This is a genomic window from Jeotgalibacillus sp. R-1-5s-1 (genome assembly GCF_004405105.1).
In the GTDB taxonomy this organism is placed as follows: domain Bacteria; phylum Bacillota; class Bacilli; order Bacillales; family Jeotgalibacillaceae; genus Jeotgalibacillus.
The window spans coordinates 1-24,076 of sequence record NZ_SORW01000028.1 but is presented as its reverse complement, the minus strand read 5'-3'; the positions used below and the strand labels follow the sequence as shown (position 1 = coordinate 24,076).

Sequence of the window (24,076 nt, the reverse complement as noted above, 5' to 3'; positions counted from 1 at the left end):
TTTCCTCCATCATGATCTTAATATCGCTTTATCCATTCTTGTTAACAATAACACAACAATCCAAGCTGCCCATGCAAGCAGCATATTAACAGCCGGCATATCTCCTGTCTGGATCAATAAAATCCAGACAATACCTGCAATGGTTGTCAAAAATATGATGACCATTTTTATATAAGATACCGGAACATGGTAATACTTCTGACTCTTTGAAAAAATAAATGTAATCGCCGCCATGTAACTCGCTAAATATGAAATAACTGCTCCCCATATACCGAATGGAGGAATCAGTGCGAAATTTAAAGCCAGATTAACCAAGGCTACAATGCCAAAGGTTGCTGAAATAACACCTGTTTTCTTTTTGAAAAACAATCCGACTGAAATAATCAGATAAAAGAAATTCAGGAAAGTCGCAGCTGATACGAGGGCTACATATTGATAAGCTGACTCATATTCCTCACCGAGTATACCGATCAGCCATGGCATGATTGTCGCAATGACCAGCAAACCAAATGTCCCAATCAATAGTAAAATATAATAAACTTTTGAAAAAAGTACGGGACTATCCGGTTTATCTTTAATCGACATAGAATAAGGACGCCATGCCAGCTGAACACCACTTGTCACTAACGTAATAATGGTTGCAAGCTTTGTAGCCGCACCATAAATCCCTACTTCACTCTGCGTTCCAAAGTATTGAATAAACAACGAGCTTGAACTCGCGATTACCCAAAAGGCGATAGAAGCCGGAACAAGAGGCGTGGCATACTTAAGCATCTCTTTCATCGATGACCAGTTGATTTTTGGCACCAGATACTGATAGCTCATAAATAAAAGCATGACCAGTACAATTGCCACACTAATGATTCTTCCATATAATACAACCTCTGGATCCTGTGCTACATAAACTAAAAACAAGTAGGAAATCAGTGCGATTAAAAACATTTTCGCAACGGTAAATATCACAACTCTTTTAGTCTTAAAATCAAATCGCATGACCATCAGGATCACAACGACGAGACTATCAAGTAACAGCACAGTCATTGCCAGATAAAGCATAGGCAGATACACCATGTCTTCAAACAGAAAACCGGCGATTGCCTGGTCAAATAAAACGACAAGCAAAAATAAGACAACGACAACACTCAGCCTGAAATATAAGACATTTCGGACGTGCTCGAGTCTCTTTTTAGCATCCTTGGTTTCAAAATAATAATAAGCAAGTGCTGAATCCGTTCCAAAAATAATAAGGAACGTCAGCATAGACGTCATGCGGTCAATTAAGTCCAGCGCTCCATACTCTGCAGGTGTTAAATACATCGTATAGATCGGCAGCATAATAAACGCAATCAGTTTAGTGCCTACATTCATAAATGCGTATAGGAGCGAATCCGCTCCTATACGCTTTAATTGATTGATCACTATTTTAACAACTCCCGCTCCTCAACCGGTCGAAGCACTTTGGCAGGAAGGCCTTTGATAACGGTTTTCGGTTCCGTATCCTTTGTTACAAGCGCGCCTGCAGCAACAAATGTTTCTTCTTCAATGGTGATTCCAGGAAGGATGATTGAAGCTCCTCCGACACGGGCACCCTTTTTAACAATTGCACCCTTAATTTTATCAAAGCGCTCTTCGGTTCTTCCCATGTAGTTATCATTCGTTGTTGTTACACATGGTGCAATAAACACCTGCTCTTCAAGAGTTGAATAAGCTGTAATATAAGAATTTGACTGAATCTTCGTTTTTGTACCAATGGTTACAAAGTTTTCAACAGTAACGCCTCTTCCTACAATAACCAGATCTCCGATCGTTACATTTTCACGGACGCTCGCAAGGTCAGCAATTAATGTAGAATCTCCGATTGAACTGCCACTGTACAAGACAGCATTTGCACCAATCGTGCAGTCTTTTCCGATTGTTAAAGGCTTCAGATCACTCTGAGCTTTTACTGTACTTGTTTTCCCAGCTTTAGGAGCTTTCCCAATTACCGCTCCGTCAAAAACAACCGTTCCTTCTCCAATTTCAGTTCCCTCGTGAATCGTCACTCTATTCCCAATCTGTACGTTGGGTCCGATTTTTACATGATCCTCTATAACAGAAAAATGTCCAACAGAAGAGGTCGAATCAACAAAAGCACTTTCAGCGATAAAATTCATGTGTAACACCCCCGAATAAGATAAACGGCTCAGCAAAAACCGACAATATTCTGCTGAGCCGCTCTTTTACTTAAAACTACTGACAGAATTACAGTTTGATATACTGAGCTTTAATCTCAGCTACGTCTTTAAGGGCATTTCTTGTGTCAAAGATTACAGTGCTTTCCTGAGCGATCATAGGATAGTCGAATTCTGAGTGATCCGTTGTAATCATGACAAGATCCGCCTGATTTAAAAGTTCCTTACTCATTTCGACAGTTTCAATCACTTTTCCTGCCGCTTTAAATGAACGCACATGTGGATCCACTACCTGATAATCAGCTCCGTGTTTGTCAAGAAGTTCAACGAGCTCAAGTACTGGAGATTCACGCACGTCATCAATATCTTTTTTGTAAGCTGCCCCAAGCAGAATCACTTTAGAGCCTTTCAGCGGTTTGCCATGCTCGTTAAGCGCCTGCATAGAACGCGTAATCACGTATTCAGGCATGCTGTTGTTGATTTCACCAGCTACTTCAATGAGACGCGTGTGGTAATTGTATTCTCGTGCTTTCCAAGTAAGATAAAATGGATCGATCGGAATACAGTGACCTCCAAGACCAGGACCTGGATAGAATGCCATAAAGCCGTATGGTTTTGTTTTTGCTGCGTCGATTACTTCCCATACGTCAATACCCATTTTTTCACAAAGGATCGCCATTTCATTTGATAGCGCTATGTTAATATTACGGAACGTATTTTCAAAGATTTTCTCCATTTCTGCTACTGCAGGTGAAGACACTTCATGTACATCCCCTTCAAGAACATTACGGTAAAGTGAAGCGGCCACTTTTGTACAATTTTCAGTGACACCACCAATTACTTTAGGTGTATTTTTTGTTTTAAACTGCTTATTACCTGGATCAATTCGCTCTGGAGAATACGCGATAAAGATTGATTCTCCTGCAGTAAATCCTTTGTCTTCAAGAGCAGGTTTAATAATCTCTTCAGTCGTTCCTGGATAAGTCGTTGATTCCAGAACAACTAATGTTCCTGCTGTGGCATGCTTGGCAATTTCAGAAGATGAGCTTTCCACATATGAAGTATCAGGCTGCTGATAAATATCAAGTGGTGTCGGAACACAAATTGCAACTGCGTCTACTTCCGCAATTCGTGCATAGTCTGCTGTAGCCTGAAATTGTCCGTTATCAATGATTTCCTTCAGGTCCTCATCTAAAACGTCTCCAATGTAATTCACTCCGTCGTTTACCTGATCAACTCTTGACTGCTGAACGTCAAAACCAATTACTTTATATCCTGCTTTTGCTTTTTCAACTGCCAGTGGAAGGCCTACATATCCTAGTCCTACAACACCGATTACGGCTTCTTTTGATGCAATTTTATTTAATAACGTGTCAAAATGACTCATGATTGTTTCTCCTTTGATAGAAAGATTTCTTTTCCAGTTTCTGCTGACTGCAAAATAGCTTCAATTAATTCTACAGGTGCAAGTCCATCCTGCCCGTTAACAATTGGTTCTCTGTTTTCATTAATGGCTTCAACCATGTCCTGTATAATCCAGTCATGTCCAGGCTTGCCCATAGGATTCTCATTAATTTCGTCTGATAAACGTTGTTTTTCATTCTCGTCGCTATCAGCAAAATCCCACGTATCAATGTGAAGCGCATTTCTTCCACTGATTTTAGCAGTACCTGTTTCCCCAAAAATTGACAATGATTCTTCAAGGTTTGAGGGATAGATTGTTGTCGCTGCTTCAATAATAGCAACAGCACCACTTTCGAATGTAACGAGTGCCCCTGCTACATCCTCTGTCTCAATCTTTCTTAATCTTGTTGCTGCCATTCCTTTAACACTTTCAACTGGACCCATGAACCATAAAAGAAGATCAAGATTATGGATGGCCTGATTCATCAGCACGCCACCGTCATACTTTTTTGTTCCTCTCCATGGAGCCTGATCATAATATTCCTGATTTCGGTTCCAGCGTACCGTTGCATTCGCATGACTAACCTTACCAAATGAACCTTTATCAAATTTCTCACGCAATGTACGAATAGCCGGACGGAAACGGTTTGGATGGACTACAGCAAGTTTTACACCGTTTTGATCAGCTGCTTCCATGACTTCTCTGGATTCAGCGGCTGTTAGTGCCATTGGCTTTTCAAGTACAATGTGTTTCTTATGTTTCGCCGCAATTTCTGCAAGCGTCTTATGAAGCCCTGAAGGTACACAAATATTCACGACATCAATCTCAGGGTGTTCAGTTAGGAGCTTTTCAAGGTCTGTATGTTTTACGATGTTATCAATTTCAACCGATTTTAATCGGTCTTCATTTGTATCACAAATTGCATATAAATTTGCACCATCCGCATTTTGAATGGCCTGGATATGCTTTGCTGAAATATGTCCAATACCGACTACTGCAAAATTAATCATTGTTCAGACTCCTTCTGGCATTATTAATGTATAACATAAGCATTAGTAACAGAATTGTCAGGATAATCCCGATGATAAAGCCGATGGCTGCACCTTCGAGGACAAACGAATCGGTTTCTTCAACTGTTTGGTTTAATAACTCAGGTTCATCAAATAAAACCAGGTCACTGCTCATTCTGTGTGAAACCTCTTGTGCATTTGAAAGTCGTGATTGCGCATCCGCTATTAAAAGCCTTAGATCACTTACTTCCGACTCCAATAAATCATTACTTGAAATTCTTTCCTGATACAACTTAATTGAATTTTCGTAAACCTTTTCGCTTTCATCCATAACATTAACTTGAGCTTGAGTAACGTTAATAATCTCCTGGGCTTCCTCTTCTAAAGCAGGAAGATAAACATTTAATGCTTTTCCAACCTGATTCTCGACATGTGTTTTATTGTCACCTAATGCACTCAGCTCGACTTGTCCATTCCTTGGAACTCGGACTTGTACTTCTTCATTATTTATCAACTTTTGAATATTTGCCGGTGAGGTTAAAGAATCTTCTCTTAAATCTCCTACATAGACTAAAGCCTTCGCTTCATATTTTTCTTCCGCACTCATTAAGGCATAAGCAGTCACTGCAGCCACCGCAGCCACAAGCACCGGTACAAAAATAAAATAAAGCTTCTTCTGCCAGAAAAATCTCAGGTATTGATATAAAACGTATTTTTCCTTTGTTGAATTTTCCACTGTTCACACTCCATTTTTATGCAGAAAAGAAAACGCCCCCATAGCGGCGACGTTTTCTGTTGTTTATTTCGAATAAAACTCCGCAATTTTTTCTACTACATATAGCTGCTGCTCTTCTTTTAATTCTGGGAACATTGGCAGTGAGATCGCTTCTTTCGCTGCTTTTTCTGTTAATGGCAGGTCCCCTTCTTTATATCCAAGCTCTTTAAAAACTGGCTGGATATGAAGTGGCATCGGATAGTAAACCATTGTAGCAACGCCATTTTCTTTTAAGAATGCTTGAAGCTCATCACGTTTTTCAACGCGAAGAGTATATTGATGGAACACATGATAATTACCGTCTTTTTCGACAGGAGTTGTGACATGATCCCCAACAACTTCATTTAACTTTTCAGTGTAAAAAGCTGCTCTCTCTCTACGTGCTTCACTAAACTGATCAAGCAGTGGGAACTTAACACTTAATACTGCAGCCTGAAGTTCATCAAGGCGGCTGTTATAACCAAGGACATGATGATAATACTTAGGCTTGCTTCCGTGCACACGGATTACTTTTGATTTTTCAGCGATGTCGTCATGATTCGTCACGATCATTCCACCGTCACCATAAGCACCAAGGTTCTTTGTAGGGAAAAAGCTGTAAGTCGCAGCCGTTCCAAGTTCACCTACTGATTTACCATTGTGTTTTGCACCAATGGCCTGTGCTGCATCTTCAACAACCATTAAATTATGCTTATCAGCAATCTCTTTAATTGCATTCATATCAGCCATTTGACCATACAAATGAACTGGGATGATTGCTTTCGTCTTCTCTGTAATTGCTTCTTCAATTTTAGAAGGATCAATATTAAATGTTACCGGATCAATATCGACATATACTGGAGTCGCTCCTGCACGCGCCACCGCTCCACCGGTTGCAAAGAATGTAAAGGCTGTTGTAATGACTTCGTCTCCTTCGCCGATTCCGCCGGCTTGAAGAGCGATATGAATTGCGTCACTTCCGTTACCGCAACCGATACCATGAGCGACGTTGCTGTACTTTGCTACATCAGCTTCGAGGTTTTTCACATAATCCCCAAGAATGAAGCGTGATGAACTCATTACGTCATCTAATACTTCCATCATCTTAGGTTTTAGCGTTTGATACTGTTCACTTAAATCCAACATAGGGACATTCATTTATGAAGACCTCCAACATTTTATACATAATTACTTCATATTATCAGATCATATTTTATCACACTTACAAAATCAACACTTATAAAGTTTTTTTACATTTTAGTGTTGTTTGTATTACCGATTGCGTACGAGTTTTTTATATAGGAATAGAAATGGGCGATATCGTTCATTTACGAGGCCGATAATCTCTGCCACAATTTCAAACACGATCAGCAGTCCGAGGACAATGAAAAACGATCCCCAGAGGGTTGATTCAGTTAAGACAATGGCTGTCAGGCTAAAGATGATCCCCATTCCATAGATGGCAAGAACCGTGTTTCGGTGTGATAACCCCATGAATAAAAGACGGTGATGAAGGTGAGATTTATCAGGTGCCGAAATAGGCTGCTTATTGGCAATTCTCCTAATAATCGCAAAAGTCGTGTCGAAAATAGGAACACCTAAAATAATGATAGGAATCAGAAAGCTGAACAGGGTCACACTTTTATATAATCCGAGGAGAGACAGTACTGCTATTGCGTAACCAAGAAAAAGCGCTCCCGTATCTCCCATAAAGATTTTTGCCGGATGAAAGTTATAGAATAGAAAGCCTAAAATACTGCCGAGCAGAATAATAGACAGCGTAAAAATCAGGACTTTCCCTGACATCCCTGCCATAACAGCGATTGTAGCGATTCCAATGCCGGAAATCCCGGCTGATAGACCGTCGAGACCATCAATCAGGTTGATAGCATTTGTAATGGCGACGATCCAGAATAAAGTGATCGGATACTGCCAAAAGCCCAGTTCAAACTCTCCAACATATGGGATTGTAATAAAGTCTATTGTCAGACCGCTATAAATAATCAGTCCAGCTACAACAAGCTGACCCAGAAGTTTTGTTTTGGCGGAAAGCTGGTATTTATCATCAAGAATTCCCACGATAACGATTAAAATAGCCCCGACAGAGATGGCCGTTACTTTTTCATTATGAAGGCCCCCTGCATAAAACCCGGCAATCACACCACCAAAAATAGCGAGACCACCAAGTCGCGGCATGACCTTCTCATGAACTTTTCTGGCGTTTGGCTGATCAACAGCCCCAATTTTTACTGCAAGTTTCATGACCAGTGGTGTCAGTATTAGAACCGTCACTAAAGCCACTATACCTGCAATCATTGCATTCATTATCATAAAGATCACCTTTTTTTAGGAAATTATCTTGCATATCCTCATTATCATAACAGATTCTATTGCATTATCAATTAAAAATTACATGAACAATCTTACTAGATTAGACGCATGACCATCCATTAGGTTACTACATTTTAAAATATACTTTCCTCTTTTAAGCGAATCGTAAACAATTTGTCAATTATGATATACTGATAAAAGATTACATTTCATCAGAGAAGGGCTTGTCGTTAACATGAATATCTTTAGTTTTAAGAAAACTGATAACCTTCAACCAGTCATCGGAAAGAAATATCAGAGGTTAATCAAGGAAATAAATAAGTATACTGAATCATGTTCACTTCTCAGTGACAAAGAATTCCCTTTGAAAACAGCAGAGCTTCGTTCAAGGGTTCAAAAGGAGTCACTGGAAAAACTTTTACCAGAGGCCTTCGCGCTTGTCCGTGAAGCTGCTGAAAGAACAATCGGTTTACGTCATTATGATGTGCAGTTAATCGGTGGTGCTGTTCTTTCGCAGGGTAAAATCGCTGAGATGAATACAGGGGAAGGTAAAACCCTCGCTTCCACTACCGCAGCCTATCTTATGTCACTTGAACAGAAAGGTGTTCATTTAATTACTGCCAACGAATACCTTGCACAACGTGATTACGAACTAATGAAAAAAATCTATGACCTGCTTGATGTCTCAGTAGGTTTAAATATTTCGACCAGTTCAGCTGAGGAAAAGCGTACAGCCTATCAGTGCGATATTGTCTATGGAACAGGAACAGAGTTTGGATTCGATTATTTGAGAGATAACTTATCGAGAAACCCTGAAGAAAAAGTTCAGAAAGAGCTCAATACTGCAATTGTTGATGAAATAGATTCTGTTCTCATTGATGAAGCAAGAACACCTCTCATCATTGCTGACAAAGTATCACTCGGTGCCGATCTATTCCGTATCACCAGCAAAATTGCTGAAGATTTAAAAAGGGATACTCACTACATATATAAATCTGATACAAAACAGTTAAATCTCACAGACGACGGGATTGATATGATCGAGGAATTATTTGACGTGGAGAATTCTTTTGACGAAGAGCACCAGGAGCTGCTACATCACATTATGCAGTCATTGCGCGCTAAAGAAATGATGATTCGCGACCGTGATTACATGATCAGAGACCAAAAGGTTCACATCATTGATAAATATACGGGAAGAGTCATGGAAGGCCGAACATTCAGTGATGGACTTCACCAGGCAATTGAAGCAAAAGAGAATGTTCCAATCACCGAGGAGAATACGCTGCAGGCTACAATTACCATTCAAAACTATTTCAGAATGTACAATACACTGTGCGGCATGACAGGGAGTGCCACACCGTCAAAAGAAGAATTTTTAGAAACATACAATTTACAAACAGAGGTGATTCCTACAAACCGTCCACTCATCAGAGAGGATCATGATGACCTGTTCTACAGAACTAAAAAAGAAAAAATGAATGCCATTATTAGACGTGTTTCTGAAATTTCTGTTTCAGGTCAACCCATTTTAATCGGTACGGTTACGATTCAACAGTCAGAAGAATTATCTTCCCTGCTGTCGCGTGAGAACATTAAACACCGGGTTTTGAATGCTAAAACCGCGGAAGATGAAGCCCGATTAATTTCTCTTGCTGGACAGAAACATCAGATTACGATTGCAACAAATATGGCAGGACGTGGGACAGATATTCTTCTTGGAGAAGGCATAAAAGAATTAGGCGGTTTATACATTATTGGAACTGAACGTCACGAAAGTAACCGAATCGATATGCAGTTAAGAGGAAGAGCAGGCAGGCAGGGAGATCCCGGTTCATCACAATTCATCATTTCTCTTGAAGATGATTTATTTACACTGTTTGATGAAGAGCAGCTACTGAAATACAAAAAGAAAATTAAAGAAGAACGTGACGGACAGATTACATCACCGGATCCAATCAAGTTTATTGATACAGTACAAAAAACAATCGAATCCCTCCAGCAGGCAGGCCGTGCTCATCTTTTAAAACTCGATTCCGTTATAGATCAGCAAAGTAAGGTCATTTACGGTTTAAGAGACTATCTTCTGGAATCCGATGTGCACCAGCGTTTTGAGCTATTGAATGATTATTATTCAGATACTGTGAAGACGTTGCTACCTGAAAAAGAGGATGAATTTAATTCTCACAGGATGAATCAGCTTAAGAGCTTTATTTCAGATACTTCATTTAGTATGGAACTACCTGTATTTAATGAAGATACTGATATTAAGAAGACTCTAGTTTTACTTAAAGAAGATTTTATTCAATGGGTTTCATCTGAGGACCATGAGAGACTCGAAGAACATATGACCCTATATAGCGAATTCCTTCTTAAGACAATGGACGCGCACTGGATTCGTAATCTTGAAAAGATAAATGCAATTAAAGACGGGATCCTCTTGAGAAGCTATAGCCAGGAAGATCCGTACAGACAATTCCAAAATGAAGCACTGGAGCTATTTGAAAATCTGATGTTCAGAATAAAAAGAGACTCAGTTCTTCTATTAATTACATTTATCAAGGAAGTTAAAGAAAATAAGGAAAGCGGGGGAAATGAGGAATGAGTATTTTTAGCCGAAAAAAGAATCAGGATGAAGAGATTACAGAAGAATCCTCGACATCTGTTGATGAAGTTGCATCTGATTCCGAAAAGACTTATGAAACCAAATTATCGTTTCATCCTGAATGGAATGTAACACCGCAGGAGAAATATGTATATAAATTCAATCTAAAGCAATTAGAACCACTTAAAATCAATCAGCTATCAATCCATGGTTTCAAAATTCTTCCGCACGATGAAGGATTTGTAGTCGAGGCTTTTTTACGAAGTTCTGTACAAAGAGGTATAAAAATCGAAGAAGTAGATCTCATTCTGTTGGATGAAACGAATGAAGTCTTTGCCCGAAAGAACTTCAGCCTTGAGCGTGCGGGCACGCTTGAATCGAATACAGCGAGACCATGGCGTTTTTTCTTCCAGAAAGAAGACGTAGTGAAAGCATTCACTCCGGATAACAGTCAGGTTAACTGGAGAATCGCATTCGAAATTAAACAAGGGCCCTCACAGGAACACAAACTCGATCTGGAAAAAACATGGGCCGACTCTGTTAGTCGTGACCAGACGGAAAAGCTGGAAATTCTCGTAAAAGGATTGCCTGAATTAAAGCCAGGTGAATTTAATCTGATGGGAATATCTCAGCAATTCGATTCCAATCAAAATCTTCAGGTAACCATTCTATTACGGAACGGACATGCTAAAGATCTTACCATTTCATCATTGCCTCTTGCAGTGTATGATGCACAAAACGATTTGGTTGCAAAAGGATCTTTTAAATTAAACAATTTTATCGTAAAGAATAATACAAGCAAGCCATGGACGTTTATCTTCCCAAAAGATCTTGTGCAGAAAAACCAACCTGATTTGAGCAGATGGGTAGTGAAAGCGGCAGAAAACTAAATTAACCTGCAGAAAGACAATGTTGTTATTTTAACAACATTGTCTTTTTATTGTTCTTCTGTTCACTTTCTGCATTTAAACCGAAATGAGTTTACACACATTTCAAAAAACCAAAGAGGAAAATAGCCATGTTTTTTAATCTGATTTTAGCAAAAAAAAAAGAGAAAAGCTGTTTAGCTTTTCTCTTTCAGGGTATGAAATAACTATATCATATATTAGCGTAGTGAGATATGAGCAGGCATGTTAGTGATATAATAACCACCGCCAACACTGAACTGCCCGCCGTATAGGCCATCGTAGCCGTATACGCGATACGTTTCACCAGGGTATAAGATTCTCGCCAGTGTTAATGAGTTATCGGCATTACGTTTCCATAGATTGATAGGCTTAACGATGTCAACAATCTTTGCTGTAGATGTTGTCGCTGCAACCTGAGGCTGTGAAATATATCTGCGTGCACCTACATAACGGTCTCTGTAATATGTCTGATCAAGGTCCGAGATAATTACTCCCTTATCAGAAGCGTGTATAAACTTGTTTGAACCTAAATAGATACCAGAATGAGAGGCACCAGCTTTATATGTAGTAAAAAAGACCAGATCGCCCTGCTGCAGATTTGAACGGCTCACGGCTGTTCCTGAAGCAAATTGGTCAGCACTCGTTCTTGGCAGCGTAATATTGTATTCTCTGAATACGTATGTAAGAAATCCTGAACAATCAAACCCACTTGGCGTTGTTCCACCCCATTTATAAGGTGTTCCCAAAAATTTCTTAGAATACTCTGTTAATGAACCTGCAACTGAAGATGCCGAAGCTTGAGGTTGAAAAACTGCCGTTGAACTAAAAGTGACGATTACCAATAACGCGACTAAAATCTTTTTTAATGTAGAAATCATGCTTTCCTCCCCGAAATATGACTGATACAATTTTCAGTTTTTTTCTGACCTGTTTCCTATTCTAATACATAAATCGCTGTAACAATATTTCAATATGATTAAAAAAGAGACTTAATATTACACTAAAATGACAAAAGACCTTCAATTCGAAGGTCTTTTGTCATTTTACGTAAAATCAGGCCAGTTTTTCTGTTTTTCGTCCTTAGGCACCTTTTCAAGTGTTCTATATTGGAAAGGAAGAAGCTCTGATTCATCTATTTTCATAATCTCTTTAGCAATTTCGAATGGAATTAGCTGAAAGGATTCCTGATCCTCAACCATAAAATAAACACCTGTAACCGTCCCGCGTTCCTTGCTGCTTAATGTTAGAAAAGCGGGGTAATAAGTGCCGTTATTTGCTTTCAGCACTGCCTTAGCCAGGTATTTCCCTCCACTCTCTTCTTCAACAGATGGATTGCTGCTTTTATCCAAGGCTTTTACAGCCCATGCCTGTCTTTTATAGTTTCCAATGATTTTTGCAGATTGACTTTTCAATTGATCTATTAAAAGTGCTTGATCCTTTTTACTCATTGTGTCACCCTCCATCCATTCCTACCGCGGTTCGCTGGCACAAGTATCCTTGAAATGGTAGCATAAATAAATTTCGAGTTCAACGAATGAGAAAAAAGATAGTGTATTGGTAGGCATTTTCTCTTTAAAAATAGTGCTTTATTAATTCCATGGAAGGATATAATTCTCGGTGTAATAGGGTTCACCTACAAATGCAGTAGAGAAAGCTACTCCAACGCCTAAATGCGTGTAAGAATCACTCAAAACGTTTGGACGATGTCCGGAAGAGTTCATCAGCGCCTCATGTGCAAAAATACTGTTACGGTAGCCTTTTGCCAGATTCTCTCCTGCAACCCGGTATACGATTCCATCTTTTCTCATTCGATCAAATGGTGTTTCTCCTTTAAGATTGTTGTGAGCAAAGTAGTTATTCACAGCCATGTCAGCACTATGCTTTCTGGCAGTTGCTGCAATCTTGTCATGAGGTTTCAAAGCCTTAAAACCTTCTCTTACACGCTTGGCGTTTACGAGGTCAAATAGTTGTTTTTCAAATCCACCCGCTAATTGTGGGGAGGGATCAGCATAATATTTCGAACGGCTGTTTTCCAATATTTCATTGGTGACCAGAAATGCGGTGACTTTTTGTTTATTTAACTGATCGTAAAAGACAGTGATGATATTCCCGCCACTGGAAAAAGTCTCATAACCAGCCTGTTTTCCAGGAAATGATGCTTCGCGCGGAGAACCCAGGGCTACTCTTACTGTTTCCGGTGCATCCCCTACTTTGACTCCATTAATACGAAAATCCTTATCTATTGTATATAATCCGGCAACTTTATTGTTTTGATAAGAAATCATATAAAAGCGATGATAATTATTGTGATAAGTAAACCAGGAAAGTCCATAGTCGTTATGTGTAACTGATTGTCTGTCAGGAAGTTTCCCTTCTGCAATTGTCACAGACTCACCAATCTTTACTGACTGGTTAACACGTGCCTGCGCTTCGACCTTACATGCGATTTGAGCTTTCTTGGCAGATGATGGCGTTTCATAAGTTACCCGCTCATCGCGGTCCACAAAGTATCCTCCACCCAGCCCAAGCATACCAGGTGCAAAATTATAGATCCTATATTTTTCCCCGGATTTTAACATTCTAGAAAAAGATTTTCTTCCATCTCTGGGCACGTATAACGGTGTATCGCTTATTACAGTTAGTCTTCCAATTTGCCCTACTTTCAGCTCAACGCCATCCCACCAGATAATGGTGTCCGACGAAATGTTTCCACAATCTGCTGCTGAACCCTGGGCAGGTGAATAAGAGAGAAAAATAAATAATGATAGAGCAACTGCTAAAGTTTTTTTCATAAGCTTTCCCCCGTCCGGTTTTTCTAGTTATGCGCTTAGTTTTATATTACACTATTGTCTCTTCAAACTAACTATTTATTATCATTTATTTTTCAGGAAAATATGACAAAAATCATGTTTTTAAACACTTAAAAGACGAGTCTCAATGAATGAGCCCCCGCCTTTTAAAATTCACATCAGATTATTTATAATTTGACTTAAGGTCATCCACGAAAATTTGTCCTCTGTTCTTTTTCGTATCATCCTGCTGTGAATAAATAACCGGAACAACCAGGGAAACAGGATAAATCACGCTTTCAGGAATTTTAGTGGTAACCTCTTTCCATCCTGTCCAGTCAAGGTTTTCAGTATAAATTATTGGATAAATGTTTCCGGCAGCATCCATCAATTCCGCACTGAGGGAATGACCTTTTGCGTCCCCAAATACCATCATGCTCAAGCTGACTGGTTTCCCCGGTATTACTAATGGAGTTCCTTTATCAGCAATTACTGAGGAAGGTCCTTTCTGATCAATAAAATTATAATTTAATTTTATTGATGAGTTTCCTGTGTATTTATAATTTTTCTCCTGTGCAATTAAAATAGTTTCATAATTCCTGCCACTCACTTTCCAAGTAGCAAAGTGATTTTCAAAAGGTTCAATCGTAACAGATCCGTCAAAAATACTGTAAACTCTAATGGTTTTTTCGATTAAACCGTATGAGATCGTAATTTCTCCTGTTCCTGATTGACCTGACGGATAGAAAATTCCATCCTTAACGGTGCCGATACCTCCTGTTACAGCATATTTAAACACTGAAGGTTTGTCTAAAGTAACCTTGCCATTACCCATTCCTTTAATCAAAAGATTAACCGGATCCTTTGAGGTGACTGTCAGATCCTGAACACTATCAATGGAATCTACTTGTTTTTTAACAATAACAGCAATTTCAACGGACACTCCCTCTACCTCAGCTCTCAATATTCCGGTATCAGAAACTTCCTGAGGTACCGTCCACTGTCCATTTCCATCAAAGGAGCCAATCGTTGTGCTCAGCTTTATAGCCGGGTTCTTGATACGAATCCCTGCTTGATCATATACTTCGAAATATATCGGAAAATGAGTAAGAGTTTGCCCGGCTTCCAAATTGATCACATCCACATTTGGTTTTATCGAAGCAACTTTCCCAGGCTGTTTGAACGTTTTTATCAGCAATGCATTAGCAACTGATCTTTCCCATCCGTCAGATGGTTTATTAATCACCTGATGTTTTCCATCATTACCTTTGACAACCATCGCTGATGAACCTCCTCCATCAAAGGTCATAGCATGAATTGCACCGAGGTCTTTCATTAAAACACCTAACTCAGCAATCGTCATACCTCTGCTGTGTTGCGGGTTCCTTCCATCAACTACAACTGTCATCACCGTTCCGTCAGCCTTAATTCCCACCGCGGATCTCGGATTGACTCCGAGTACGGATGATTTTTGAGGAATTCCGTCCTTTACAAGCATATATCTGCCGCCAATTGCCTGCTGTGCAAAGTTCCAGTTCAGATCATCGTAGTTTAAGTTGATAGTAATTTGATCACCTTTTTTAAAGCTTTTTAAATAATTGCTTGCGCTGGCATGTCCAGATAAGACAAATTCATTAGCAGAAAGCTTTGCATTACCGATCCCCTGTTGCACCTCTTTCACACGACCCGTTACCGTTTCACCACCATTTAATTTCCCTGCTATTCTTTCAACAACCACTTCAGTACCGAGGGCATTTGTACGCGTTGTCGCGCCAAAATGAGGTGTATAAATCACTAAATGTTGCGCGGAACGTCGTTTGTTAATTGAGTTTATCGGATAGGATTCAGCCCCATTTAAAGAAACATTTATGTGCAGATCCGGATTTCCGATCATTGGAGAAAAATTTTTATCAATACCAAAAATTGTACGTTCATTTTTAGCTGTTGAATTTGTTAAAATGACTTCTCCATCATGGATCATGAGATCAGTTGGTGCACCACTTCCATCAAAATAGTCTCCGTTGATTCCGCCGATTATGATCCCCTGCCCGTCTTCGGCTTTAGCCGCCTGACTGCTTAAACGTTCAAAACCAAATATTTGATTATTGGCTAGACTCGTTTCAACTGCCGCAGTCTGAACATTTTTAGCGATTGACATGACGTATAGACTCTGAGGACCACTACTTCCACTAACTTTCATCGTCTTTTGTGTAACTCCGGCAGCCAGTACCTTTTCTGTCTCTTCAATTACTGGCCCTGCAGACAATTTCGTCCCATATAAGTGCGGATTTACTAGGCGTAATTTATGCTTAGAGGGCGTTTTATATTCAATAAATCCATCCATCTTTGTTATAAATGCATTCCCTCCTAAACCGTACTGTCCTCCAAACTCTTTACTGAACTGGTAGACTCGGTATTTTTCACCTGGATTCAGAATACGCAATTTCACGAGCTTTCCATTTTCTTTTTTCCATAAATTAATAGGCTTCTTAATATGAACCATTCCTACTTGTCCAGGCAAAAGCTGAGCATTTTCAAAAGATACATAGGGTACTTTATAAGACCCTTCTGCTTTTTCCGGTGTAGAAATGACATGAACGGCCAGAATAATTGTTAATAACGAAAATATCATTTTTTTCATTTGTAAACGAGCTGAAAAAGTTTGTTTAGTCATTGTAAGTCTCCCAGTATTTTAAATGTGGATAAGGATTAATTGCTATGTTACTTTCATCGTATATTCCGAAATGCAGGTGATTCACAAATTTCCCGGTTGTACCTTCATCACCGTAACCACTGTCTCCAATGTATCCGAGCAGCTGGCCGCGCTTTACAATTGTACCTTCAGTCAGATTCCCTTCGTATTTACTTAGATGTGCATAGTAAAGTGAATACCCTTCATACCCAATCGAGTAAGTCCATCCACCGAGTCTGTTCCAGCTCCGATTTTCAATAACCCCATCTGTCGCAGAATAAACAGGGATACCTTTTTTCGCCAGAATGTCTGTACCTTCATGAGGTCGGCTGCCACCATAAGATCTTGGAGCCCCCCATGAATCCGTAAAAGGTCGATACTGATTTTTAGCGATTGGAAATAAGGCATCCTTCAGGACTACCCTGTCTTTTAACTGCTTTTTCTTAACTGCTGAAGGAGTATTGTAAGTGGTTGCTGTCGTGTCATGAAAAAAATACCCGCCTCCAACTCCTAAGAATAATTCTTTTCCTATGTACTTGAACGAATAGATACGAAATGAATCCCCAGCTTTACGAAGCTCGTTGGTTTTGATCATTTCATTATTCTCTAATCTAAAAAGCACAGCGTTCTTATCCATATAAACCCTGCCAATCTGTCCCTCAACAAGTAAACCCCTGTCCCACTGAACAGCCACTCTTGGTTTCTCTGCTGCATGCCCCGGTGCCGATAAAAGGCTTACGATCAACAATGACATGATCGTACTGATTGCTATTTTCCTCATGTTGTCCCTCCCGAATTGTGCTAATATATTTATCGGCAAAAACAGGAAAATATTGATCTAAAATGTAATTATTTATTATTTCCGAAAAATATAATTCGAATTTCTTATTTTGGTAATCTGATACCAATATTAATAGGTAATAAGTAATGTTTTTTAAAATTTACAAAAAGTTTATTGAATGTCTATTCATAACCTCGCTATGATTGAACGGTAAGTGACTACATACTACAGGAGGGTTTCACTTGAAAGTTCAGTCTAAAATGTTAGCTGCAGTTTTATTGTCATCGTCTTTAGCGTTCCCCTTAAATGCAACCGGGGCTCAGGAAACACCTAACCGCTTCCTAACCCAGACAGATTTTGTTGTTGAGTTGGTAAATGAATTAGGTATTGATGTTCAAAGCTCAGAAGATATTACATTTGAAAATGTTTCTGAAGATGTACTTCCTTATTTACAAACTGCACAACGAGTTGGGATTATTGACGACTCTGAAGATTTTACATTTAATCCAAATGAACGTATTACAAGAGAAGACGCTTATACCCTTCTTGTACGATCGTTGAACCTGAGCAGTGACTATCATAAAAAACATGTTATTAAATTCCGTGATTATCGTGCAATTTCAGCTGAAAACCTGCCATATGTATCAGCGGCAGCAGCACTGGATCTGGTCATTGAAGATAATGGCCGCACTTTAAAACCGAATAAAAAGGTAGATACAAGAACTGCGGAAGAAATGTTTGATAATCTTGAAGAAGAAATCGACTTCCTTCCAATTATTCACACAAACGATTTACACGGGCGCATTGCTTATAATGCTGAAAACGGAGAACTTGGATTAGCCAAGGTTTCTACCCTTGTAAATGATGTACGTAGCGAGAATCCTGATGCATTCCTATTTGATATGGGAGATACGCTTCACGGAACAGCCGTTGTAAATAACTTTAACGGTGCCCCTGCCATCGAAATGATGAATCAAATGGAATACGATGCAATGGTACCGGGAAATCATGATTTTAATTTCGGAAATGAATATTTACTTGAAGCAGCAGGCATGATGAACTTCCCTGTTATTTCAGGAAATATTCTTAAAGACGGTGAAGACTTCCTTGACGATTACACAATCATTGAACGTGATGGAAAAACTTTCGGTTTGATTGGTATGACTGCAACCGACACTGCAGTAAAAACCAGCCCTAAAAACATCGTTGGCATTGAATTTCAAGATGAAGTAACACGGACACAGGAAATCGTGGATCAGATCGAAGATGAAGTAGACCACATCATTTTGCTTTCTCATTCCGGACTAGAAACAGATGAAGTGATTGCTGATGAAGTAGAAGGTGTTGACCTGATTCTTGGCGGACATAGTCACGACACATTGGAATCACCTAAGAAGTATGAAAATGCATATGTAACACAGGCTTTTGAATATGGAAAAGCAGTTGGACACACAAATCTGGTTTTTGCTGATGACCAGCTTGTTGGGGTTAATGGTTTCCTTTATCGTGATAAAGAAGACCTTGCAGAGAACGAAGAAGTTGCTTCAATACTGACTCCTTATCAGGAAGCAGTTGATGAGCTGTTGGGAGAAGTGATTGGTGAAACACCAGTAGCTTTGGATGGAGCACGCGCAAGTGTCCGTACGCAGGAAACAAACCTCGGCAACCTGATTGCTGATTCAATGAGAAGTACACTCGGAACAGATGTAGCCTTTACAAACGGTGGAGGAATCCGTGCAAGTATTGATGCCGGTGAGGTAACTAGAGGAGATGTTGAAGAAGTTCTTCCATTTATTAATACACTGGTTCAAATGACGGTTACAGGTGAACAGATTAAAGCGGCACTTGAACATTCAGTCAGATTGGCTCCTGAGCAAAATGGTGGATTCCTTCATATCTCAGGTATGTCATTTAAGTACGATGCTTCTCAGCCTGCCGGATCACGTGTTACGGAAGTCCTTGTAGGTGGGGAACCTCTTGATATTACAAAAGAGTACACAGCTGCAACAAATGATTTTACAGCTATTGGCGGTGACGGTTACTCCATGTTCTCTGAGGATCTCATTGAATTCAATAGTGGTGAACTACTAAGTGCTATTTTGATTGATGCCATTGCTTCCGGTCAGCCAATCCCTGAAGTAGAAGGCAGAATTGTAGCTGAATAACAAATGATAGTTACCAAAAACCACCGGGCAATCAAGACCGGTGGTTTTTCTTTATGAATAAACTAGTACATCGCCTGATCGGTTTAATAGATCTTTCTTACATCGTGTTGAAATTCTTTACAGATTCCTTTATGCTTGAAGTTGGTTATTATATGCAAAGAAATAGGTGAAAACAGTGAAACTATCAATCGTCGTACCCTGTTTTAACGAAGAGCAGAACATTGAAGATTTTTATGATGAAATCGTTTCAGTTTTGCTTCATCTGGATGTGGATTTTCAATTAATTTTTTCTGATGACGGCAGCTCCGATTTGACGTTAAGAAAAATCAAAAGCCTCTCTGAACAGGATCAGCGCGTACAATATATATCATTCAGCAGAAATTTCGGTAAAGAGTCAGCCATGCTTGCAGGACTGACTTATTCGGATGGGGATGCAGTAATTATTATGGATGCAGACCTGCAGCACCCTCCTCAATTAATTAAAGAATTGCTGAGAGGTTACAATGAAGGCTATGGACAGGTAATTGCAAAACGGAATCGAACAGGCGAGTCTGTTCCCCGATCTTTACTATCATCTCTTTACTATAAAATGATGAATAATGCAGTTGATGTTACTTTTCATGACGGAGTGGGAGACTTCAGATTATTAAGCAGGCCTGCAGTTAATGCTTTACTCTCCTTAAGTGAATATAACCGATTCTCTAAAGGGTTATTTTCATGGATTGGATTTGACGAAAAAATCGTCGAATATGAAAATGTTCTAAGAACAAATGGTGAAAGTAAATGGTCTTTTTCTAAGTTGCTTAATTATGGAATAGACGGCATCATTTCATTCAATAATAAACCTTTAAGATTATCGATCTACCTTGGATTAAGTATTACACTTATCGGCCTAGTCTATATCATCTATTCTTTAGTATCGATTTTAATAAACGGAATCGAAGAGCCGGGTTACTTCACGATTATATCAGCTATATTACTATTTGGCGGTATTCAGCTCATTTTTATGGGTGTCATGGGAGAGTATATTGGCAGAATTTATTATGAGACAAAAAGACGTCCTCATTTTATTGTGCAGGATACGAACATTCATCATTTATCACCTGAAAAGGAAAAAGTTAAACAATGAATTTCTTATTTTCAAAAGAATTTTGGCGATTTGTAATCGTTGGGTTTATTAATACTTTTAATTACTACATTTTATACTTATTTTTTATTCATGTGGCCGATTTAAATTATTTGATCGCCCACCTTGGCGGGTTTGTAATCAGTATGGTTGGCTCTTTTTATTTAAATTCATATTTCACCTACCGTACCAAACCAACTTTAAAAAAATTCCTTCAGTTTCCTTTAACTTATGTCGTGAATATCACTGTTACAACGTCAGCAATTTTTTTACTGGTTGAAGTGATGAAACTTAGCGAAACCATCTCCCCTCTTTTGGCATCAGGAATCGCTATACCATTCACTTTTTTAATTTCAAAGATTATTTTAACAAAAGAACAGACGAATTGATGGATAAAAGATTGGCTCCGGTTACGGTTGTAAGTTTAGCCGCTGACCGGGGCTAATCATTTGATGGAGGTTTTCAGATTGAAGGTGGATAGCCTGAAAAAATTTTTACTTTCTATAGCCGTTTTACTCGTATCAGCATGCCTGTTACATCTTTATTTTTTTGTGTCAGACAGCTGGTTTACCCCGCGAGGAGCGGATGCAAGTAAACAATTTTTATTTTTTAAATATTTTCTTTCAGAGCAATTTACAAGTGGCAATTTTTTCTGGTCCTGGCAATACGGACTTGGTGGCGACTTATGGGGTCAATTTAATTATTACTATAGTGCGTCTCCATTTTTCTGGCTGCTTCTTTTATTTCCTGTCACCAGCCTGATTGATGTTCTTGATTATCAGTTATTGTTCAGTATTCTTCGTCTTTGGTCCGGTTTGATCTTTATGTATATGCTGCTTCGGTATTTAAAGCGATCCTCTACATCAAGTATCATCGGATCACTCATTTATGGCGGTTCAGTCTTTGTAGGTCTTTACCTTTTAAGAGTCGATTATATGGCAGAAGCATTTATGTGGCTGCCCTTATTGATTTTAGGTTACGAGCGGTTAATGAAGGAAAAGAAGATCCTTTTGTTCGTTGTGGCAATGGTTATTGTTATTGCTTCAAACTTCTACTTCGCTTTCATTACCAGTGTTTTTATCAATATTTATGCTGTATTTTTTTATTTACTTAATAAAGAATTGCGTTTTTCAATCTCCGACCTGGTTCGTAACCATTGTAAACTCATTTATTATTATGTCTTAGCATTCGGTCTTGCCGCGTTTGCGTTTCTGCCTGCAGTCTATGCTTTTCTTGGCGCAGACCGTTTTTATCAGGAATATCATGTTCCCCTGATATTTAATTTCCAATACTACTCTACAGCTTTTTATAACATGTTTTATCCATCTGAATCGATGACTTTGCTGCACCTCTCTGTTCCAGTCATTGTTTTTGTACTGCTGATCGGCTCTGTTACGCTTTTCAAATTATGTAAGAGTGCAAGAATTCATCTGTATTTTTTAGCATTTATGTTATTGCTTTACGTTCTTCCGTTTTCCTACTCCCTGTTTAACGGACTGTCTGCTATGCAGCCAAGATGGTTGTATCTGCTTTTATTCACTTTCTCTCTTGTACTTTCAAAAGTGATTGATATCTGGTGGGATCATCTCCGATATGAAAAAATATTAAACAAAAAGATACTGATTGTTTCCTTCAGTGTTTGGGGAATATCCCTAATATGTAAACCATTGTTTTATAATTCATTCTTCAGATCAGAAGACCTAATGATTACATTCATTTTTGCTTTAACCGGGGTCCTGTTTCTCTTTATTAATCGTATAAATAGAAGAATTTTCTCAACATTATTAATCACCCTCACGGTTATTAATATCAGTTATGTTAATGCTCATTTCTATACAATGAATCTTGGAAGCGCTGCTGATCAAAAAGATCTGAATAGCACCTATTTCACTTCGGCTGGTTATGAGAAAGAAATCGAGAAAGAGTTAATTAAAAAAATTCAGGAAGCCGACGATGAATTTTACCGGACGTCATTTCAAAATGAACTTGAATACAACACACCTATGTATTATGGACATAAAGGATTCAGTGCTTACCATAGTCTGATCCCGGAAAATCTTCATCAGCTCTTTAAAGAAGACTTAAATATTCTTCAATTTGATTCACCAAGTCTTTATCATGGCTTTGATAACAGGCAGTTTCCGGAAACTGCACTTGGAAATCGTTATTATGTCATTCCTGATACACATGTATATGTGCCATACGGATACACAAAAATAATGGAGTATGAAGGCTACTCGGTATATGAAAATCAATTTGCCCTGCCGGCAGGGTATATGCATCAAAAATACATGACGACTGAAGAATTCAATTCATTAAATCCTGCCCAAAAAGATCAGGCCTTTCTGTCAACCGCGATTATCGCTGAAGATGATCTGGAGTATATATCCGGTATGACTCAGGCGGATCCGGACATCTATCGATCTGAAGTACTTCATGAAGGAATGGATCAAAATGTAGATTTCTATAATATTGAAGTAAAAAACGGACGTTATATTGCAGCGGATAATGCCGCATTTGAAATACTAATGCCTCCTCCGAAAGACGATGGAGAACTTTTAGTCGAGCTGACGATTACCAGTTTGACGGGTGAATCTTTTAGTCTGAACATAAATGGAAAAACATTAAATAAACGTCCAAATGATTACAAATATGCCTATCCTAAAGAACAATTTGTATTTAAGGTCAATAACGATCAACTCGTTGATAAATTCAGATTCAAACTTTCTCCAGGTGAATATGAAATTCAGGATTTAAAAATATATCACCACTCCTATCAATTTTATGAAGAGACGATTCAAAATAAGCTGAATAACAGCATGGAAGACATCTCATATTCGGATCGATCATTTTCTGGAAAGATTGAAGCTGATCAAAAAGGGCTTTTATTTCTCCCAATTCCTTATCATGAGGGCTGGTCACTTAAGATAAACGGAGAAAAAGCCGATATGATCGAGACACAACATGCCTTTATCGGTGTTCCACTTGAAAAAGGAAATCATGAGGTAGAACTCCAATATCGCACGCCTTATCTCCTAGAAGGAAGTGCTGTAACAGCTATATCATTTATCATTCTTTTGCTTGAACTGTTCAGGCAGAGGAAGATAAACAGGAAATAGAATGATACTATCAAAATCGAAAAAGCCAAACGACTGTGATATGCTCCCTTCAAAGTAGACAGAGAAATAATAAAAATTCTCTACTACTCTGAAGGGGGGCATTTTTATGTCTAAACGAGTTACTAATCATAAGTTAGATGAAAGGTTGAAAGTGGTGTTATCTGTCTTAGATGAGAAGAAGTCGATGGGTGTGGTCTCCAAAGAATACAGTGTCGCTAAA

18 protein-coding genes are annotated in these 24,076 nt (G+C 38.9%); 6 read left to right on the top strand and 12 right to left on the bottom strand.

Going from position 1 to position 24,076, the window contains the following annotated elements:
- Positions 1 to 9: 9 nt before the first annotated feature.
- From E2491_RS11275 to E2491_RS11245, 7 genes are all read right to left on the bottom strand, one after another.
- Positions 10 to 1,419, bottom strand: coding sequence for a lipopolysaccharide biosynthesis protein (locus E2491_RS11275; RefSeq protein WP_134375753.1), 1,410 nt, complete (start codon positions 1,417 to 1,419; stop codon positions 10 to 12).
- Positions 1,419 to 2,153 (bottom strand): acyltransferase, encoded by a 735-nt coding sequence (locus E2491_RS11270; protein ID WP_134375752.1) that lies wholly within the window; start codon positions 2,151 to 2,153, stop codon positions 1,419 to 1,421. Before E2491_RS11270 ends, E2491_RS11275 begins: the two co-directional genes overlap by 1 nt.
- A gap of 88 nt (positions 2,154 to 2,241) precedes the next feature.
- Entirely contained in the window at positions 2,242 to 3,558 is a 1,317-nt protein-coding gene (locus E2491_RS11265; protein ID WP_134375751.1) for a nucleotide sugar dehydrogenase, read from the bottom strand.
- Positions 3,555 to 4,586, bottom strand: coding sequence for a Gfo/Idh/MocA family protein (locus tag E2491_RS11260; protein ID WP_134375750.1), 1,032 nt, complete (start codon positions 4,584 to 4,586; stop codon positions 3,555 to 3,557). Before E2491_RS11260 ends, E2491_RS11265 begins: the two co-directional genes overlap by 4 nt.
- Positions 4,579 to 5,322 carry a hypothetical protein gene (locus tag E2491_RS11255; RefSeq protein WP_134375749.1) on the bottom strand — a complete coding sequence of 248 codons (744 nt, stop codon included), beginning with the start codon at positions 5,320 to 5,322 and terminating at the stop codon, positions 4,579 to 4,581. Before E2491_RS11255 ends, E2491_RS11260 begins: the two co-directional genes overlap by 8 nt.
- Positions 5,323 to 5,385: 63 nt before the next feature.
- Complete coding sequence (locus E2491_RS11250) at positions 5,386 to 6,498, bottom strand: DegT/DnrJ/EryC1/StrS family aminotransferase (RefSeq protein WP_134375748.1); 1,113 nt, start codon at positions 6,496 to 6,498, stop codon at positions 5,386 to 5,388.
- A gap of 114 nt (positions 6,499 to 6,612) precedes the next feature.
- Positions 6,613 to 7,671, bottom strand: coding sequence for a glycosyltransferase family 4 protein (locus tag E2491_RS11245; RefSeq protein WP_134375747.1), 1,059 nt, complete (start codon positions 7,669 to 7,671; stop codon positions 6,613 to 6,615).
- A 235-nt stretch (positions 7,672 to 7,906) separates the two neighbouring features.
- Here E2491_RS11245 and secA point away from each other — a divergent pair, with 235 nt between their 5' ends.
- Positions 7,907 to 10,276: a preprotein translocase subunit SecA gene (gene secA / locus E2491_RS11240; protein ID WP_134375746.1), complete on the top strand. Its 2,370-nt coding sequence runs from the start codon at positions 7,907 to 7,909 to the stop codon at positions 10,274 to 10,276.
- On the top strand, positions 10,273 to 11,166 hold the full coding sequence (locus tag E2491_RS11235) for an accessory Sec system S-layer assembly protein (protein ID WP_134375745.1): 894 nt from the start codon (positions 10,273 to 10,275) through the stop codon (positions 11,164 to 11,166). The genes secA and E2491_RS11235 overlap by 4 nt, the downstream gene beginning before the upstream one ends.
- Positions 11,167 to 11,381: 215 nt before the next feature.
- Here the strand turns inward: E2491_RS11235 and E2491_RS11230 are convergent, their stop codons facing one another.
- The 5 genes from E2491_RS11230 to E2491_RS11210 all read right to left on the bottom strand — a co-directional run bounded on the left by E2491_RS11230 (position 11,382) and on the right by E2491_RS11210 (position 17,446).
- Positions 11,382 to 12,062 (bottom strand): C40 family peptidase, encoded by a 681-nt coding sequence (locus tag E2491_RS11230; RefSeq protein ID WP_134375744.1) that lies wholly within the window; start codon positions 12,060 to 12,062, stop codon positions 11,382 to 11,384.
- A gap of 165 nt (positions 12,063 to 12,227) precedes the next feature.
- The gene (locus E2491_RS11225; RefSeq protein ID WP_134375743.1) at positions 12,228 to 12,632 is read right to left on the bottom strand and encodes a hypothetical protein; all 405 of its coding nucleotides are present in this window, start codon (positions 12,630 to 12,632) and stop codon (positions 12,228 to 12,230) included.
- Between the two features lie 141 nt (positions 12,633 to 12,773).
- A complete protein-coding gene (locus E2491_RS11220) occupies positions 12,774 to 13,976 on the bottom strand; it encodes a CAP domain-containing protein (RefSeq protein ID WP_134375742.1) in 1,203 nt (400 codons plus the stop codon).
- 181 nt (positions 13,977 to 14,157) lie between these two features.
- A complete protein-coding gene (locus tag E2491_RS11215; RefSeq protein ID WP_134375741.1) occupies positions 14,158 to 16,647 on the bottom strand; it encodes a phosphodiester glycosidase family protein in 2,490 nt (829 codons plus the stop codon).
- On the bottom strand, positions 16,640 to 17,446 hold the full coding sequence (locus tag E2491_RS11210; RefSeq protein ID WP_134375740.1) for a M23 family metallopeptidase: 807 nt from the start codon (positions 17,444 to 17,446) through the stop codon (positions 16,640 to 16,642). The genes E2491_RS11215 and E2491_RS11210 overlap by 8 nt, the downstream gene beginning before the upstream one ends.
- Positions 17,447 to 17,688: 242 nt before the next feature.
- On the opposite strand from E2491_RS11210, the gene E2491_RS11205 reads away from it, so the two are divergent.
- The 4 genes from E2491_RS11205 to E2491_RS11190 all read left to right on the top strand — a co-directional run bounded on the left by E2491_RS11205 (position 17,689) and on the right by E2491_RS11190 (position 23,856).
- The gene (locus E2491_RS11205; RefSeq protein ID WP_134375739.1) at positions 17,689 to 19,611 is read left to right on the top strand and encodes a 5'-nucleotidase C-terminal domain-containing protein; all 1,923 of its coding nucleotides are present in this window, start codon (positions 17,689 to 17,691) and stop codon (positions 19,609 to 19,611) included.
- Between the two features lie 166 nt (positions 19,612 to 19,777).
- Positions 19,778 to 20,740 carry a glycosyltransferase family 2 protein gene (locus tag E2491_RS11200; protein WP_305778191.1) on the top strand — a complete coding sequence of 321 codons (963 nt, stop codon included), beginning with the start codon at positions 19,778 to 19,780 and terminating at the stop codon, positions 20,738 to 20,740.
- Positions 20,737 to 21,126, top strand: coding sequence for a GtrA family protein (locus E2491_RS11195; RefSeq protein WP_134375737.1), 390 nt, complete (start codon positions 20,737 to 20,739; stop codon positions 21,124 to 21,126). The genes E2491_RS11200 and E2491_RS11195 overlap by 4 nt, the downstream gene beginning before the upstream one ends.
- An 84-nt stretch (positions 21,127 to 21,210) precedes the next feature.
- On the top strand, positions 21,211 to 23,856 hold the full coding sequence (locus E2491_RS11190) for a YfhO family protein (protein WP_244093948.1): 2,646 nt from the start codon (positions 21,211 to 21,213) through the stop codon (positions 23,854 to 23,856).
- Positions 23,857 to 24,076: the final 220 nt, after the last annotated feature.